Origin of the sequence: uncultured Aquimarina sp. (genome assembly GCF_947492115.1) — a bacterium.
GTDB lineage: Bacteria > Bacteroidota > Bacteroidia > Flavobacteriales > Flavobacteriaceae > Aquimarina.
In genome coordinates this window covers 26033-42851 of the sequence record NZ_CANLMM010000011.1, presented here as the reverse complement: position 1 = coordinate 42851, position 16819 = coordinate 26033, and the positions used below count along the sequence as shown (strand labels likewise).

The window sequence follows — 16819 nt, the reverse complement described above, 5'->3', positions numbered from 1 at the left end:
AAACTAGCAATGAGAAAACTTACCTATTTTATTATTGCTTCACTACTATTGATTTCTTGTGGAAATCACAATAATGATAAAAGCATAACTAAAAAAACAAATAACATGAAAAATGTATTATTCGTATTAACAAGTCATGATGAATTAGGAGATACGGGAGAAAAAACTGGATTTTGGGTAGAAGAATTTGCAGCTCCTTACTATTTTCTAAAAGATAAAGGGGTAGCTATTACTATTGCTTCTCCAAAAGGCGGACAACCTCCAATTGATCCTAAGAGTGAATTACCAGATTTTCAAACTGATGCTACTAAAAGGTTTGATCAAGATCCAGAAACACAGGATAAACTAAAAAATTCAATCTCACTTTCAGAAATCAAAGCTGAAGATTACGACGCTATTTTTTATCCTGGTGGTCACGGACCATTATGGGATTTAGCTAATGATAAAAAATCAATCTCACTGATTGAAGCTTTTTACAATCAGAACAAACCTGTAGCGGCAGTATGTCATGCACCTGCAATTTTTAAAAACACACAAACCGCTGATGGAGTTTCTCTGGTAAAAGATAAAAAAGTAACTGGATTTTCTAACTCTGAAGAAGCTGCTGTGCAACTAACAGACATAGTTCCTTTTTTAGTGGAAGACATGCTTATAAACAATGGAGCAGAATATTCTAAAGGAGATGATTGGGCTCCTTATGCCCTTGAAGATGGATTAATAATTACAGGTCAAAATCCAGCATCATCTGAACTGGTGGCAGAAAAATTACTTCATCAACTACAATAAAGTAAATACAAGCTCAACTTTTATATACTTTACATTATAAATTATACTTACTAAAAATAACCTCTACTTCATTATAAAGTAGAGGTTATGTATATAACACTTAAAAAGAGATGATTATTCTTTTGTAAACTTTTTGACTAACTTTTCTTCCCCATTCGTCAATTTAATAAAATAGATACCTGAGGATATCCCTTCAAGTCTAATAGGATCTTTTGTAATTAATCCAGTTTTTAGTATTTGCCCTGTATAATTTATGATTTCATATTTTCCAGAAATACTATACTCGGACTGTATCGTTAATGTTTCTTTCACTGGATTTGGGTAAAAACTAAAATCAAAAACATTAGAAACTTCCTTAAAATTAGATTCAGGTACTGAACTTCTTACCGAATTTCCTACACAAAAAGTATTACTTTCTTGTGATCCAAATGACCCTCCTGAAACCAGTGTAGTACCTGTAGCATCCGTTAATGCATAAGAACCGTTACCATAACTACAACAAATACCGTCGCCATAGGTGTCGTAGATAATAAATGTATAACAACCATTATCTAAAGTTCTGGATAAATTGATTGTAGAACCATCTGCTTGTGATCCATACGTACCTCCAGAAAAAACAACTTGATTACTATCATTTCGTATTTCCCAGCTTGTTTCTTCAGGATAATTATCAAAGGTAATTCGTACATTCACATCACTAGTGGTAGATCCACCTCCTGTATTTCCAGAAGTAGACAGTTCTATAGCATCTACAGCCATATCCCCTTGCCAAGTAGTGCCTGTAACTCCATTAAAACGCAATTGTACTCTTTGGCCTACATAATTTTCTAAACTAACATTTGCTGTGTTCCAGGAATTCCCTTGATTTCCAGAAAGACTCCAAATTGTTGTCCAGCTTGTTCCATTAAGACTAGCCTCGAGAGAAAGACTTCCCATATTAGAAGCTCCGTACATATGATATTTAAAAGAAAAGGTAGCCTCGCTTTCATTGGTAATATCAAAACAAGGAGAATATAAAATAGCTCTTTTATTTGAGTAGTTTGGAGTAGATGACTCCATATACAAATAATAAGATCCTTCGCTTGCACTACTTGGTCCTGTTCCTGATGATGGGGTACTACCCGAACGTGTAGCCCAATTAAAATCATCTCCAGAACCAGCTTGCCTCCATTGACCAATAGTATTTTCAAAACCTTGGCTATAAGGAAACGTTGTTATATCTGAACTACATAATGTATTTCCACCACCCGAAGTATTTTCGGTAGTGACATTAATAGAAGTACTTAATCCAGAAACATTACCTGCAGCATCTTTGGCTCTTACCCCAAAGGTATACGTTGTAGCAGGAGATAAAGCTGTTACAGTATAACTTGTATTTGAAGTTGAACTTAACAAAGATCCATTACGATATACATCATACCCTGTAACTCCGACATTATCAGAAGAAGCATTCCAGGATAACTGAGCTGAAGTGGTCGTAATATTAGATGCAGTTAAAGCAGCAGGTATACTTGGAGATTCTGTATCTCCACCAGTATTCCCAAAACGATCTTCGGCCTGTGGTCCACCCCAAATCTGAGTTGCAAATGCCGGATTATCAATAAAAGGATTTCTATTTCCTTGTAAATTTTCTATGATCGGATTCCTTTGTAATTCTAACTGAGTCACAGGATCTTCTGCATTCCACTCTAAGAATAACTGAATCATATCCGTGTCGTTAGCAACTGCAGTTCCTACTCCTACGTTAGAAGGTAAACATCGATTACCATAACGGATATACATAAACATCATCATTCTAGCGACATCTCCTTTAAACTCATCTCCAGGATACCAATATCCCTGTGCCGTTACTCCAGAATTACCAGAACCATCTGCAAATTTTCTATTTCCTCTACTAGAATTTCTTTGCACATCAGAAGGCCTTAAATGATGTGCATCGGAACCAGGACCTGTACTTCCTAGATTCGGATTTCCTAGTGATCTTGGATACACATGCTCTCTATTCCAATCCGTAGAGCCTCCTCCATTATTATCTACTCCTCTTGTTCTATCAGTGGTAGAATTGCCATCGGTATCACTGAAGCCATAGATCAATATCACTCTAGAAGAATTAGAAGGATCTAAATCTGTTTGTTTTAAAGCATCCCATACGCCAGGCGTATATGATAATATTGTTGTTTGCGTATTTGTTACTTTGGAAGCTAGTTCATTTTTTAAAGCTTGTCCTGATAAAGAAAGATTCACATCATTATAATACGATGGAATTTGACCAAAACTAGCAACGGTATAAACCATTACTAACATCAGTAGTATTTTTTTCATTTCGTGTGTTGTGAGTTAGGTTAGTGTATTTTAACGTTCCGAAGCTATGACTATTTTGTTACATTTACCATAGGCAAATGTTATCAAATCATTACGCAATATGTTGACAATCTTCAATTTAGCCTTTACGAAACGTATAACTAATTAAAAAACAGGTAATTAACGATTTACAACCATTGTTGATAAGTTGTTTCCTACAACCAAGTATAAGAATAGTATTGCATTCACGTTTGTCTTATTTCCAATTATCATTTTAAAAACTCTAAAACCACAAGAAGTAAAAGTTTTTCACGTATTTGAATTAGGGAAAATTCAACTAATTTTAAGTGATTAACTTTAAAACATCTTACACAATGAAAAAAATCTTAGAATTAAGCGGAATTCAAGAATTAAGTAAAGCACAACAGAGATCAATTAAGGGAGCTATGACAAGTATTACTTGTTGTAACCCAAACCCTAGAGGAGGAGGAAATAAATGTCGCATTAGCTATCCTGGTGGAAGTTTTTGTGAACCTGGAAGATGCACAAATTGGGGAGGTTGTATTCTATACTAAACAAATCTCTCTTTAATAAATGTTTGTTTTACAAAACAACACTAATCGTTTAGAGAATTGAAAGCACTAAATAAGTTCTTTAAATTTACAAATATCAACAGATTTTATTTACCGTACTATTGATATGTATAGTACGTTGCAGAAAATTAACTTAAATAATTTACACAATGAAAAAAATCTTAGAACTAAAAGGAATTAAAGCATTAACAAAAAAAGATCAAAAACAGATAACAGGAGCTGCAAATCGTCGCTTTGTATACTGTGGACCTCCACGAAAGTGTTGTCAAATGTTTAATGGATTTGAATTTTGTGATTTTGGTTACTGTCAACCAAATGGCACATGTATTTGGGCATAAATAAGCATCAAATTTAGTAAGGAAGTTAAGAGATTACCAATTGTAGAGTTTTGGTAATCTCTTTTATTATGAAACCAATTGAAATGATTGCTTGGCTATTTCCAATTCTTCATTCGTGGGTATGATTACTATTTTAACTTTAGAAGTATCATCACTAATATCTCTTATTTCTTTAGAGCGGATTTTATTTTTTTCCTCATCTAATACTATACCCATAAATCCTAATTCTTCACAAACTAATTTTCTCATTAGATCAGAATTCTCTCCAATACCAGCGGTGAAAACAATACCATCTAAACCATTCATGATCGCAGCATAGGCACCAATAAACTTTTTGATTCGATATGCGTTCATTGCTAATGCTTCCTTACAAGCGATATTACCCTTTTCTGCTTCAGATTCAATATCTCGTAAATCACTATAACCCGTTAATCCCAACATACCACTTTCCTTTTGCAATAGCGAATTAACTTCATCTAAGGAATATCCAAGTGAGTTTACCATGTAGAAAATTACTGCAGGATCAATGTCACCAGATCTTGTTCCCATGATCAATCCATTCATCGGTGCAAAGCCTAAGGTATGATCAATACTTTTTCCATCTTTAACAGCCGTCATACTGCATCCATTTCCTAAATGAATAGTAATAACCTTTGCGTTTTGTTTATCTAAAAACTCTATCGCTTTTTCAGATACATATTTATGGCTTGTTCCATGAAAACCATACACTCTTATGTCGTTTTCTTCTAAAAAAGCATTAGGAATTGCATACTTATATGCTTCTACAGGCATTGTTTGATGAAATGCTGTATCAAAAACTGCCACTTGCTTAGCATCCGTAAATATTTCTTCAGAGACTAAAATACCTTGTAAATTTGCTGGGTTATGAAGTAGTGCCAAAGAGGAAAGTCTATCTATCTCTTCTTTCACTTCTGAAGTTATTGCGGTCGTTTTTGCAAAAGTACTACCTCCATGAACTACTCTATGCCCAACAATATCAATCTCAGATGATTCTGAAACAACTCCTTTTTCGGGATGTAATAAATAAGATGCAACTAACTGCAATCCTATTTTATGATTAGGAATATCTTCGATATCTTCTATGCTAAGACTGGCTGTTTTAAAACTTATTTTAGCATTTTCCAATCCAATACGCTCTACCAATCCAGAACATATAACTTCTTCAGAAGGCATTTGAAACAATTGAAACTTTATCGACGAACTCCCAGAGTTTAGTACTAATATTTTCATATACTATTCTAATTTTACAATCCTTGCGCCTGAATTGCCGTTATAATTACGGTATTATATACATCATCCACAGTACACCCTCTACTCAGGTCATTTACTGGTTTATTCAATCCTTGTAACATGGGGCCAATGGCTAATGCTCCTGTCTCTCGCTGCACCGCTTTATAAGTATTATTACCAGTATTAAGATCAGGAAATATTAAAACACTAGCTTGTCCAGCTACTTCAGAATCTGGAAGTTTACTCTGCCCCACTCGCATATCTACAGCAGCATCGTATTGTATAGGACCTTCAATCTTTAATTCTGGATGTTTTTCTTTTACAATTTTAGTAGCCTCTCGTACCGTTTCTACATCTTCTCCCTTTCCAGAAGTACCTGAAGAATAAGACAACATGGCAACTTTTGGTTCTATACCAAACGCCGCTGCAGATTGAGCAGAAGAAATAGCAATTTCTGCCAATTGTTCTGCATTTGGATTTGGATTAATTGCGCAGTCCCCAAAAACAGAAACTCTATCATCTAAACACATAAAAAATACAGATGAAACTACTTTTACACCTGGTTTGGTTTTAATAAACTGTAAAGCTGGTCTTATTGTATGTTGTGTCGTATGAACCGCGCCTGATACCATTCCATCTGCATGTCCTTTATAGATCATCATAGTACCAAAATAAGAAACATCCGCCATCATATCTCTAGCCATATCGAGATTTACATTTTTATGTTTCCTCAATTCATAAAACGTTTGCACATAATCTTCAAAATATGGTGATTTCGTAGGTGAGATTATTTTAACCTTATCAAAATCTATAGGAATATCAAGTTTTGTAGCTTTCGTTTTTATTTTTTTCTCATCTCCAATGAGCGTTACATCTACAACATTAGAAGCTTGCAACCTGTATGTAGCCCTTAAAATTCGTTCATCAGAACCTTCAGGCAAAACAATATGTTTTTTATTCTTTAGTGCTCGTTTCAGAAGGTTATACTGAAACATACTTGGTGTTAAACTATCTGATTCAAATGTTATCAACGGATCTACCAAACGATCCTCATCCACATACTTTTCAAACGTACTAATGGATGTATTGATCTTTAGAAGATTATCTGCATAAATTTTTGATCGTATAGCACCAATTCTATTCGTTATGGAAAAGGTTCCTTGAGCTACCAAAATAATAGGTACAGAGAGTGAAACTCCTTCAATTAATTTTAAAATTGGTTCTTCAGGAATTATTCCTCCAGTAAGAATAATCGCAGAAATTTTAGGGTAATTATCAGATATATTCGCTTGTAATACTCCTAAAATTATATCCGCTCGATCTCCAGGAGTAATAACTAAACTATTGTCTTTGAGATGTGTAAGGTAATTTCGTAACTGCATTGCTCCAACACCAAAACTCCCCGCTTGATTATTTAAAAATTCTTTCCCAAAAAGAACTTTTCCTTCTAATTCTTTAACTATTTCTTTGATAGTAGGATTGATTAAAGTTCCAATTTTAGGGATTACAATTTTCTCTATATCATTATCAAAATCCTTTTCTAACTTTGCTTTCAGCTCTCTCTCACATCCATCGACCACTTTATTAGCCACTATTGCTAACACTTCTGCATCTTTGCTTGTAAAGGTGTCATATGCTAATTTTAAATTTCCAGAAATCTCATCGTTCGTCTTGTCAACACCACTAGCAACAATAATAGAAGGGATTCCTAAATTTTTGGCAATTATTACATTGATATCAAATTCTATAATACTTCCTTCATCAGAAAAATCAGTTCCCTCTACAAGAATAAAATCAAACTTCTCCTCTAAATTTTTATACTTCTCAATAATACCATCAATAATCGCTCCTGATCTACCTTGGTTATATTTTTGTAAAACCTCGCTTCGTGTAAAAGCGTAGGTGTTTTTAAAATTGATATCTAATTCGAAATGTGAAATTACCGTATTGATATGATTATCGATTTCTCCTTCTTTCGGATCATCTATAATAGGTCTAAAATAACCCACTTTGGCTACTTTTCCCAGTAGCATTCTCATCAATCCTAGTACGACAATTGATTTACCACTATTAGGTTCTATAGTAGCAATATAAACAGCTTTACTCATGTATATAAATTTGGTGGAGCAAAGATATGGTAATACTGTCAAAGTTTTACACCTTTTCTAGAAGCCAAAACTTGCTATTCCATAGTACTTAAATCCTTAACTATTAAATTTTGAAATACATAAAAAAGGGATCAGAAATTTTCTGACCCCTTGATAAACTTGGTTTATTTTTAATGATTTAATTTATATCTTCTCCTTTTTTAAGCTTTTCTAATTCTCCAGACAATCTATTTTTAAATCTTTCTGGTGCTTTACTCATCGCAGTGTTCATAGATTTTATGGCATTTTTATAATCACCAGTTGCTGCATATGCTCTCGCTAGCCCATAATTAGAAGGCCAAGCACCATTACTATTTTTTACATTATTCTTTAAAACCTCCAAAGCTTTATCTTTTTGACCTTGCCCAATAAGCCCATTTCCTAACTGAAACACCTCACTAGCGTTTCCTTTGGCTACTGCTTTATCTACTACTTCCATTGCCTCTTGAGTTTTCCCTTGTTTGGATAAAATTCTTGACTTTAATGATAGATTACCAAATGTTTCTTTACTAAAAAAGTTACCGCTTATTGAAGCATTTACCCACTCCAAAGCCTGATCTAAATCTCCTACATTAAATGCAAAATTAGCAGCATTATCCCAATTAGATTGGGTGAATCCCTTATTACTTCTAAGATCTTCTTTTAATCCTTGCATCACTATAGCATTTACATCTACTTCAATTTTGAATGGTATTTCTTTCTTTTCCCAACGTAGAGCTGCAATCGTACTATTAGCATCAAATGAAGGAAATAAAAATAATAAGGTCTCTGTATGAGGAACATCATTGGTTTTAACATCGACTCTTAAAGCATCTTCTTTTTCATCATAAAAATAACTTCCCCATGAAGAGGAATTCTTAGAAAATATAACCGTTGCACCTCCATCTTCTTTTAGAGCAATATGCAAACCATAAAGCCCTGCTTTGATATCTTTTCCTTCTACCTTTACATCATGAGAAAATTCTATCGTAGAATTCTGATTGGCTCCTGCTCTCCATGGAGCTGCTTTAGACGTACCAAATCCTAGATTATTAAAACCGTAAGGAACCAATTTACCCCAAACTTCACGACCTTTAACACTTGGTCTCCCATAATCTATCGTAATGTCTGTAATCCCTACTCGCTGAGAAACCTTGGCTCTTTGGCTCGCCTCAGGTGTATTTAATTGTGCTTTAGAATCAATTGAAAACAACATTGTTGATACCACCAACAATGTCATGATAAGTTTAGATTGTTTCATCTGTTTTACTTTAGATTTTTACAGATCAGTTATAATTTACCACACAATCAATTAAAAAGTGCCCTTAGATTGCTATAGTAAATTTTGAATACTGTAGTTATAAATGATTTACTTTCAGCTCGTATGACAGAAAAATCATACGAATTAAGCAATGATAAGACGATATTTTTAATCCTGATGTTACGGGATTGTTAAAGAAAAAGAACAAGTACTAATTAGTGTTAAATCATTTATTCATTTAACAGCTGATTAACAAAACTTTCAAATTCTTGCTTGAAATCTAGGTACTTCTGACCAGTAGCAGGACCATTAAAACCTGTATGGATTTTTCTCACCGATCCCTTTTTATCAATAAATACGGTAGTTGGATATGATAACACATGGTTTAGCATAGGTAGTTTCTCCTGGGCTTTTTCTTTATTGGATGTTCCATATTGCGCTAAAAGAATAGGATATTCTACCTTAAGTTTTGTTCTCATTCTTTCGATAGATTTAAAAGCTTTCTCAGAAGTCTTCGCATATTCGAATGCTAATGCAACGAACTCAATATCCTTATTTTTATTTTTGTTATAATAATCCACATAAAACTTAGTTTCATCCATACAATTAGGACACCAAGTCCCCATGATTTGCACCAAAGTTACTTTCCCTTTAAAACGTTCATCTTCGAGAGAAACCTGATTTCCCTTTGCATCTGGAAAACTAAAAGCAAACTTATCATATCCTTCTTTTAAAAAAGTTAGAGAATCTTCTGAAGGTAATTCATATGATTCATTTCGTTTTGCCACAAATGGCTCCTTCCAATGATTGCCCGAATAAAAATACCCGTTCATAGTACTATCAGTAACCTCTGCCTTAAAAAAGAATGCGTGTGCTCCATCAAAAGTCGACAACTCTAGCTTATTGTTATTTATTACTCCTTCTAAATAGCGATAATCTCCAGTAGTAGTTCTAAAAGTTCCTGTGACTACATTTCCATTTTGTTTAAAAATACCTTTTGCAATGTATTTATCTTCTGGAGTATCCGGACTGAATACTGATTCCCAATTTCCCTGAATATTTGCTGTTGGTTTTGCTAGTATTTCGAATCTATCTTTAACACCAAATTCTCCTTTAAAAGGGACAATTCTATCTAAGCTTTCTTTAATAAAACTACCTGTAATTGTAGTAGAATCATTAAATTTTGCAGCGATATATCCTTCAAAAACAGGGAATTTGATATACACAGAATCACCTTTTACTGTAACCTCATCAACATCTATAGTCTCTTCTGCATTAAAAATTCGTAATGTTTGATCTTCAAATACTTCGAAAAGGAATGGTAATTCTTCATTGTCCTGAACGGTCATTGAAGCCTTCCACAAACCACTTTTTAATGTTAAAGGTTCATTGGATGATTTTTTACTGGAAACGTCTTTTTTGCATGAATAAAGTGCTATTACCGAAAATGAGAGTAAAATAAATTTCTTCATAGGAATTGTGTGATATGTGCGAATATAAAAAATGTCTGGAAAGATATCTTAATCTAAACAGACAGTTTTATATAATTTATCAGTTTTTATGATATTACATCATTGCTTATTCCTCTTAGAAGTCGTCTTCTTTTTTCTTTTATTCTCCTCCTTAATTGCCCTCACTCTTTCCTCTCTTCTCTTTCTAGCTTGTTCTTTAGTAAGTTTTGCTTTTCCACTCTTTTTTGATTTTTGAGCGGTTAAAGCCCTAGCATTTTTTTCTTTATCAGAAAAAATCGCATCTCTTTCAAAACCATTCGCACGATTAGTTTTACTCATCTTTTGCTTACTAAATCCAGGATTGCTTTTGGTTCTACTTACTACTTCTTTAGGAATATATTCCTCTGCGTTCTTAGCATTATTATTTTGTGAATAACCTATATGGTTTCCAAGAACAATAGAAAAGACGAATACAATTATTAATTTGAAGGATTTCATTGGGGGCTTGTTTAATAATTTTATAACACTTACAAAGGTAAAAAATATTTTTTTACATTGAAAACCATCAATTTGTGTATGATTTTAATGAAATAAATTTATCCTTCTCACTATTTCTTTACTTTGTTTTTTTCTTCTAATTACAGAAAAGTTTCTGAAATATTTTTCATAATCCTATAAAATTGAATTGAAGTAATTTTCTATGATATAAGAAGGAAATCTTGTTTGTCAACTTTCCCCAAAGTAGTATCTTTACGGCCTAATTTCAGAATCATCATTAATGAAAATTTCATATAACTGGCTCAAGCAATTTATTAAGCTTGATTGGGATGCAGTAAAAACTGGAGAACTACTTACGGATTTAGGGCTTGAAATAGAAGGAATAGAGACTTACCAAAGTATTAAAGGAGGTTTAGAAGGTGTTGTAGTAGGACAAGTAATCAGCTGCGCGCAACACACGAATGCAGACAAGCTAAAAGTGACTAAAGTAGATCTAGGAACTGGTGAACCTGTACAGATCGTATGTGGAGCCCCGAATGTCGCAGAAGGCCAAAAAGTGCCTGTTGCTACCATCGGAACCAAGCTTTATGATAGTGAAGGAACAGAATGGACTATCAAAAAAGGTAAAATCCGTGGAGAAGAAAGTCATGGGATGATTTGCGCAGAAGATGAATTAGGGTTAGGCAAAAGTCATGATGGAATTATGGTGCTGGATAAGGATATTCCTGTTGGAACTCCGGCAGCAGATGTTTTTGATATCGAAAATGATCAGGTTTTTGAAATTGGGTTAACGCCTAATCGTGCAGACGCTATGAGTCATTGGGGTACTGCAAGAGATCTTAAAGCTGGATTACAACAAAAAGATCTTAATCTAGAATTGATTACTCCTTCAGTAAGCAATTTCAAAATTGATAATAGACTTCACAAATTTGATGTAGAAGTAAAAAATAATGAGTTAGCTCCTAGATATTGTGGAGTTTCTATATCTGGTTTAAAAGTAGCAGAATCACCAAACTGGCTACAACATCGTCTTAAGGCAATTGGTCTTACGCCAAAAAACAATGTAGTGGATGTAACAAATTATGTTTTACATGAACTTGGGCAACCTTTACATGCTTTTGATGCTAATCATATCGAAGGAAATAAAATCGAAGTAAAAACCTGTAAAGCTGGTACAAAATTCACAACACTTGATGAAGTAGAAAGAGAATTACACGAAGAAGATCTTATGATCTGTGATGCAAAAAAACCTCTTTGTATCGCAGGAGTTTTTGGTGGTGTCAATTCTGGTGTTACAGAAACTACAACGTCCATTTTCTTAGAAAGTGCTTATTTTAATCCGGTAAGTGTTAGAAAAACAGCAAAACGTCATGGGCTTAACACCGATGCTTCATTTAGATTCGAAAGAGGTATTGATCCAACAATAACAGAATATGCTCTAAAAAGAGCTGCATTACTAATTCAGGAATTGGCAGGTGGAGATATTACAAGCGATATTACAGACCTATATCCAAAGAAAATAGAGGATTTTCAGGTATTCTTATCATTTGAAAATACTACCAAATTAATTGGAGAAGAGCTACCTCAGGAAACGATCAAGGATATTTTGAGCTCTTTAGAAATTAAAGTCAATAGCGTAACTGAAGGAGGATTAGGTCTTACTATTCCATCCTATAGAAATGATGTGCAAAGAGAAGCTGATGTTATCGAAGAAATACTACGTGTTTATGGATATAATAATATTAATTTTAGTCAAAAATTAAATGCTTCGGTATCTAATATAGATAAGTTTTCTGATCATACGATACAGAATACAATTTCTAATCAGTTAGTTGGGCAAGGATTTCATGAAATGCTGGCGAACTCTCTTACTTCTCCAGAATACATCTCGTTATCAGAGCAATTAAATGCTGATCATAATGTAGAAATGCTAAACCCTTTAAGTAATGATTTGGCTGTTTTACGTCAATCTCTATTATTTTCCGGATTGGAGGCAGTTTCTTATAACATTAATAGAAAGCGTTCCGACCTTAAACTCTTCGAATTTGGAAAAACGTATCACAATTATGAAAGTGGTAGGATTGAGAATAAACACCTAAGTCTTGTGATCTCTGGAAATAAAACCAGTGAAAGTTGGAAAGTAACCCAAGAGAAAAGTGATTTCTTTTATCTGAAAGGAGTAATAGAAGCTATACTAGATCGGTTAGGAATTAAAAGATCCAAAACTTCACCAATTAAAAACGACATCTTTTCGGAAGGAGTTTCTTATCATTTGGGAAAATCTAAACTTGTAGAGTTTGGAATCGTAAAAAAATCTGTCTTAAAGCACTTTTCTATTTCTCAAGAGGTCTTGTTTGCTGATTTTGAATGGGATACTATTTTAGAATTTGCTAGAAGAAGTAAGATTAAATTTACCGAAATACCAAAATTCCCTGAAGTACGAAGAGATTTTGCTTTATTGTTGGACAATACTGTTTCTTTTGAGGAAATCCATACCATTGCAAATCAAACTGAAAAGAAACTTCTAAAAAACATTAATTTATTTGATGTTTACGAAGGTAAAAACCTTCCAAAAGGTAAGAAATCTTATGCAGTGAGTTTTACACTTCAAGATGAACACAAAACCCTTACGGATAAGCAGATTGATAAAATAATGAATAAACTTCAGCATAATTTCGAAAATAGATTAGGAGCTGAATTACGATAAATGAAAAGCTAATACTTAGTTTTTATAAAAGCCTTTGATATACTCAAAGGCTTTTTCGTTTTATTACAATAAACAACGCTAACTTTGGATATTTATAAGCCTTTAGCATCCGTACAAACAGCAAAAAAAACCTCCTGCAATCATGTTTCTAAACACCTTAAATCTAAGGCTTAAACAACTCTTAAAGTTCTAATTTGTCTTGTTGTGCATGCATAATAATTGCATTTTTGTTAAAAATTTTGAACTGAAAATTAAGAATATGAAAAAAAATTATGCGCTAATTGTATTTCTGGTTACTAGCTTTTGCTTTTTAAATGCACAAGAAACTCTATGGCAAGTGGATTTAAAAGAATCCTTATACGAAGTTGGATGGATTAAACAGTCTAATGATGGAACTGTCATTGCCTCTGGAGCCAAAGGACTTATTGGTTTAGATCATAAAACAGGTGAAACCAAATGGCACAATAAAGAGCTTAAAGCTATCGACAAGAACACTTTCTTTACCATCGATGGATTACCTCTTTTTTATGTAGAATATATGCCATTAGCCGGAAAAACTAGAGGATTAATTATCAATTCTAGTAACGGCGAAGTTGTTTTTGATACGAAAGATGACAACTATAGAATACGAAATTTTATTCCAATTCCTGAGAAAGGTATTATTCTATTTGAGCTTATCAAGGAAAAAAAACGTAATCTTATGTCTTTTAGTTTGAAAACTTGGGAGAAAAACTGGGTTACTCCTTTAGGAGAATCCAAAGGACTTCTTCAGAGATTGAGTGGAGCTTCTTTTGTAAATCAAGGACCTTTCTTTAACAAAGAAAACAATATTATACTAGGTATAAAAAATGAAATCTTCACTTTAGATTTCAATACTGGAGAAGTTTTATGGAATCATACGGCTAAGAAAAAGATAAAAGCACTAGTCTATTCCGAAATTAATAATAGCCTTTACCTTGGAATTCGTAAATCTAAAGTGTTAACCGTACTTAATCCTTCCACGGGAGAAGATATTACACCTGGGAAACTTAAATTACGTGGAACTCTTATCGATGTAAGACCTGATAATGATAACAACCTTATACTTGTAGAAACTGAAGGTTTTAATATTATCACACCAGAAACCAATGAATTCAAATGGAAAAAAAGTTTTAAAATTGAGTTCTTAGACGAAGTTATTCCGCATGAGAAAGGTTTTATCGCAGTAGGAAAAAGTGAAAAAGACGGTAAGATTGCCCTTGTAAATCCTGAAGGAGAAAAAATATGGGATAGTAAAGTAAAGGGATATTCTTACTACGTAACTACTACAAATAAAGGGGTACTGTATGTCTCCAGTGAAAGATCCAACATTCTAGATTTTGAAAAAGGAAAAGATGTCTGGGACAAAGATGTAAAGTTTAAATCTATTCCTGCGGTTACCTATGACGAAAAGGAACAGAAAGTTGTTTTATTTGAAAATGAAAAAGGATACAAGTTTGACCTGAACACTGGCGATATTGAACTTTTTGCAGAAGATGTTGAATTAGAAGAAGTAAATAAGAAGACTCCTTTAGTTGCAGAATATGTAGACGGTTCTGGTTATTTACTACATGCGGATCAGCATATATCTCTTCTTTCACCAGAAGGAGAACTGAAATACACTCAATATTATCGTCCAGCTGCCTCAGTTGATGGATTTTTAAATATGGCTCAAACTGGTTTAAATATTGTAGGTGTTGATTTAGATATTCAAGGTTCTTTAGATAATATTAATACATTAACAGCATTATCTAATGGTGTATATCTTAGATCCGAAGATCAAACAGATGGAAATACCACATCTACAGTAGTTGCGGGTATGTATACTGGTGCAAATAGCGATCAAATGGCAACAGTATTTGAAGTGACATTAACCAGGTTCTCCAATTCCAAAGCAATTAAAACTCATAAGTTTGTTGTTACAAAAGTAAAAGGAGATACAACAAAGCACTTCATATATATGATTAATAAGAAAACAGGAGCTAAGGATGCTCAGATCGAATTATTGGATAAAACACCTAACTATTTGATTGATGAGATTGACAATGTAGTTTTTGTGAATGAAAAGAATCATTTGATTACTTCTCATAAATTCTAAATACCATAATTTTACAAATAGACTGTCTGGAAAGCATCGAGTTTCTTGTATCTTAAACACTTGACTTAAAAATAACTTTTCAGACAGTTTTTTTGTTTTTACAACTAATACCAAGCATCTTTTTTGATGATTTTGGAGTATTATATTCAACAGTTGTTAAAAACCCTAAAATCTTGGAATCCAGATTCTAAATATTTAATTTAGTAGAGCTAAAGAGAAAGAAAATGATATTCCCTAAAACTAATATTGAACAAAAGCTGGCAAAAGTTCGTGCTAAACATCAAAACGAAACAAATTGGAGATCTCAAGTTGAAGCTATCTTTAGTAGAGAAGATCAAAAAGATAGCCGAATCCTAGATACATTAGAAAACGGAACGCCGATAGAAAAAAATGATTTTATATTCGATCATTTAGATAGTAATAACATCTATCATATCGACCAAATCAAAAAAATATGTATTGATTACAGACTTCGTTTTTTAGCTTCTAAATATTTTAAAGGTAAACTTCCACAAGAAGCATTATCCAAAATAAAAGACCTGGAAAAAATTCACGATCTAGAATTAAAAGGCTTCAAGATAATAGCTCCTTCAAAACTGTTTAAGTTAGAAAATGCAGATGATCCCTTATTATTTGCTCCAATGGGTAATGATTACTATTATCTCATACACAAATGGGGAGAAGACCTTCATCCATTTCGAAAATTGATGATGTGGTTTTTTAAAAGTTTTGAAAATCTGATTGTACTTACATTTCTGGTAAGCGTATTATTAACTTTTATGATACCTCAGGGATTATTTAGTAAAGAAAACACATTTTCAGAATATGTTATGATATTTTTCTTTATGTTTAAATCCGTTGCCGCTGTAGTTTTATTTTATGGATTTGCTTTAGGCAAAAACTTTAATACTGCTATATGGGACAGTAAATATTTTAACGCATAAAGTAAAACCTATGTTTTTTGATAGTGAATACGAACGAGTCTATACAGGAAGTTTTATTAACGTACAATTCTTACAAAATATACTCCAAGAAGGAGGTATAAATTCTATTACACGAGATGATATGAAATCAGGTATGGCAGCTGGCTTTGGTGGTGGAATTCCAGATCACATTCAGCTTTTTGTAAAGAAATCGGATGTAGAAGAAGCAGTTCCTATCATAGAAAAAAGTTTATCTTAGCTTCCATGGAAGAAAGTAATAACAGAACAACCAAAAACAAATATGATTTAATCATAGGTATTTTTGGAACCTTATTTGGAACATTTAGATTATATCAACACTTACAAGCAGCACCTGCGGAATGGAACTATAGAATTTTACTTTCTATTTCATTTATAGGATATGGTATTTTCCTGTTGTATCGTTACTTTCAAAATAATAAGCAATAG

The 16819-nt window shown here is 33.1% G+C and carries 14 protein-coding genes; 8 read left to right on the top strand and 6 right to left on the bottom strand.

Features of this window, described 5'->3' with window-relative positions; genetic code table 11:
• Window positions 1–9 precede the first annotated feature (9 nt).
• Complete coding sequence (locus Q1A73_RS22405) at window positions 10–786, top strand: type 1 glutamine amidotransferase domain-containing protein (RefSeq protein WP_299610419.1); 777 nt, start codon at window positions 10–12, stop codon at window positions 784–786.
• A gap of 114 nt (window positions 787–900) precedes the next feature.
• Here Q1A73_RS22405 and Q1A73_RS22400 read toward each other — a convergent pair whose 3' ends face one another.
• On the bottom strand, window positions 901–3108 hold the full coding sequence (locus Q1A73_RS22400; RefSeq protein WP_299610416.1) for an endonuclease: 2208 nt from the start codon (window positions 3106–3108) through the stop codon (window positions 901–903).
• A gap of 353 nt (window positions 3109–3461) precedes the next feature.
• On the opposite strand from Q1A73_RS22400, the gene Q1A73_RS22395 reads away from it, so the two are divergent.
• Together Q1A73_RS22395 and Q1A73_RS22390 are read left to right on the top strand one after the other, a co-directional pair.
• Window positions 3462–3662 (top strand): hypothetical protein, encoded by a 201-nt coding sequence (locus tag Q1A73_RS22395; RefSeq protein ID WP_299610414.1) that lies wholly within the window; start codon window positions 3462–3464, stop codon window positions 3660–3662.
• Between the two features lie 167 nt (window positions 3663–3829).
• Window positions 3830–4018 (top strand): hypothetical protein, encoded by a 189-nt coding sequence (locus Q1A73_RS22390; RefSeq protein ID WP_299610412.1) that lies wholly within the window; start codon window positions 3830–3832, stop codon window positions 4016–4018.
• Window positions 4019–4084: 66 nt separating this feature from the next.
• Here Q1A73_RS22390 and Q1A73_RS22385 read toward each other — a convergent pair whose 3' ends face one another.
• The 5 genes from Q1A73_RS22385 to Q1A73_RS22365 form a co-directional block, all read right to left on the bottom strand.
• A complete protein-coding gene (locus Q1A73_RS22385; protein ID WP_299610410.1) occupies window positions 4085–5269 on the bottom strand; it encodes an acetate kinase in 1185 nt (394 codons plus the stop codon).
• Between the two features lie 14 nt (window positions 5270–5283).
• Window positions 5284–7377 (bottom strand): phosphate acetyltransferase, encoded by a 2094-nt coding sequence (gene pta, locus Q1A73_RS22380; RefSeq protein WP_299610408.1) that lies wholly within the window; start codon window positions 7375–7377, stop codon window positions 5284–5286.
• 178 nt (window positions 7378–7555) lie between these two features.
• Window positions 7556–8656 carry a DUF2911 domain-containing protein gene (locus Q1A73_RS22375; RefSeq protein WP_299610406.1) on the bottom strand — a complete coding sequence of 367 codons (1101 nt, stop codon included), beginning with the start codon at window positions 8654–8656 and terminating at the stop codon, window positions 7556–7558.
• Between the two features lie 230 nt (window positions 8657–8886).
• Entirely contained in the window at window positions 8887–10128 is a 1242-nt protein-coding gene (locus Q1A73_RS22370; RefSeq protein WP_299610403.1) for a TlpA disulfide reductase family protein, read from the bottom strand.
• Between the two features lie 99 nt (window positions 10129–10227).
• Complete coding sequence (locus Q1A73_RS22365; RefSeq protein WP_299610400.1) at window positions 10228–10605, bottom strand: hypothetical protein; 378 nt, start codon at window positions 10603–10605, stop codon at window positions 10228–10230.
• Between the two features lie 280 nt (window positions 10606–10885).
• Here Q1A73_RS22365 and pheT point away from each other — a divergent pair, with 280 nt between their 5' ends.
• The 5 genes from pheT (at window position 10886) to Q1A73_RS22340 (ending at window position 16819) form a co-directional block, all read left to right on the top strand.
• Complete coding sequence (gene pheT, locus Q1A73_RS22360) at window positions 10886–13312, top strand: phenylalanine--tRNA ligase subunit beta (protein WP_299610397.1); 2427 nt, start codon at window positions 10886–10888, stop codon at window positions 13310–13312.
• Window positions 13313–13571: 259 nt separating this feature from the next.
• Window positions 13572–15428 carry a PQQ-binding-like beta-propeller repeat protein gene (locus Q1A73_RS22355; RefSeq protein ID WP_299610395.1) on the top strand — a complete coding sequence of 619 codons (1857 nt, stop codon included), beginning with the start codon at window positions 13572–13574 and terminating at the stop codon, window positions 15426–15428.
• Between the two features lie 224 nt (window positions 15429–15652).
• Entirely contained in the window at window positions 15653–16372 is a 720-nt protein-coding gene (locus Q1A73_RS22350; protein ID WP_299610392.1) for a hypothetical protein, read from the top strand.
• Between the two features lie 10 nt (window positions 16373–16382).
• Window positions 16383–16610, top strand: coding sequence for a DUF2007 domain-containing protein (locus Q1A73_RS22345; RefSeq protein WP_299610390.1), 228 nt, complete (start codon window positions 16383–16385; stop codon window positions 16608–16610).
• Window positions 16611–16615: 5 nt separating this feature from the next.
• Window positions 16616–16819, top strand: a complete 204-nt coding sequence (locus tag Q1A73_RS22340) for a hypothetical protein (RefSeq protein WP_299610387.1) — start codon at window positions 16616–16618, stop codon at window positions 16817–16819.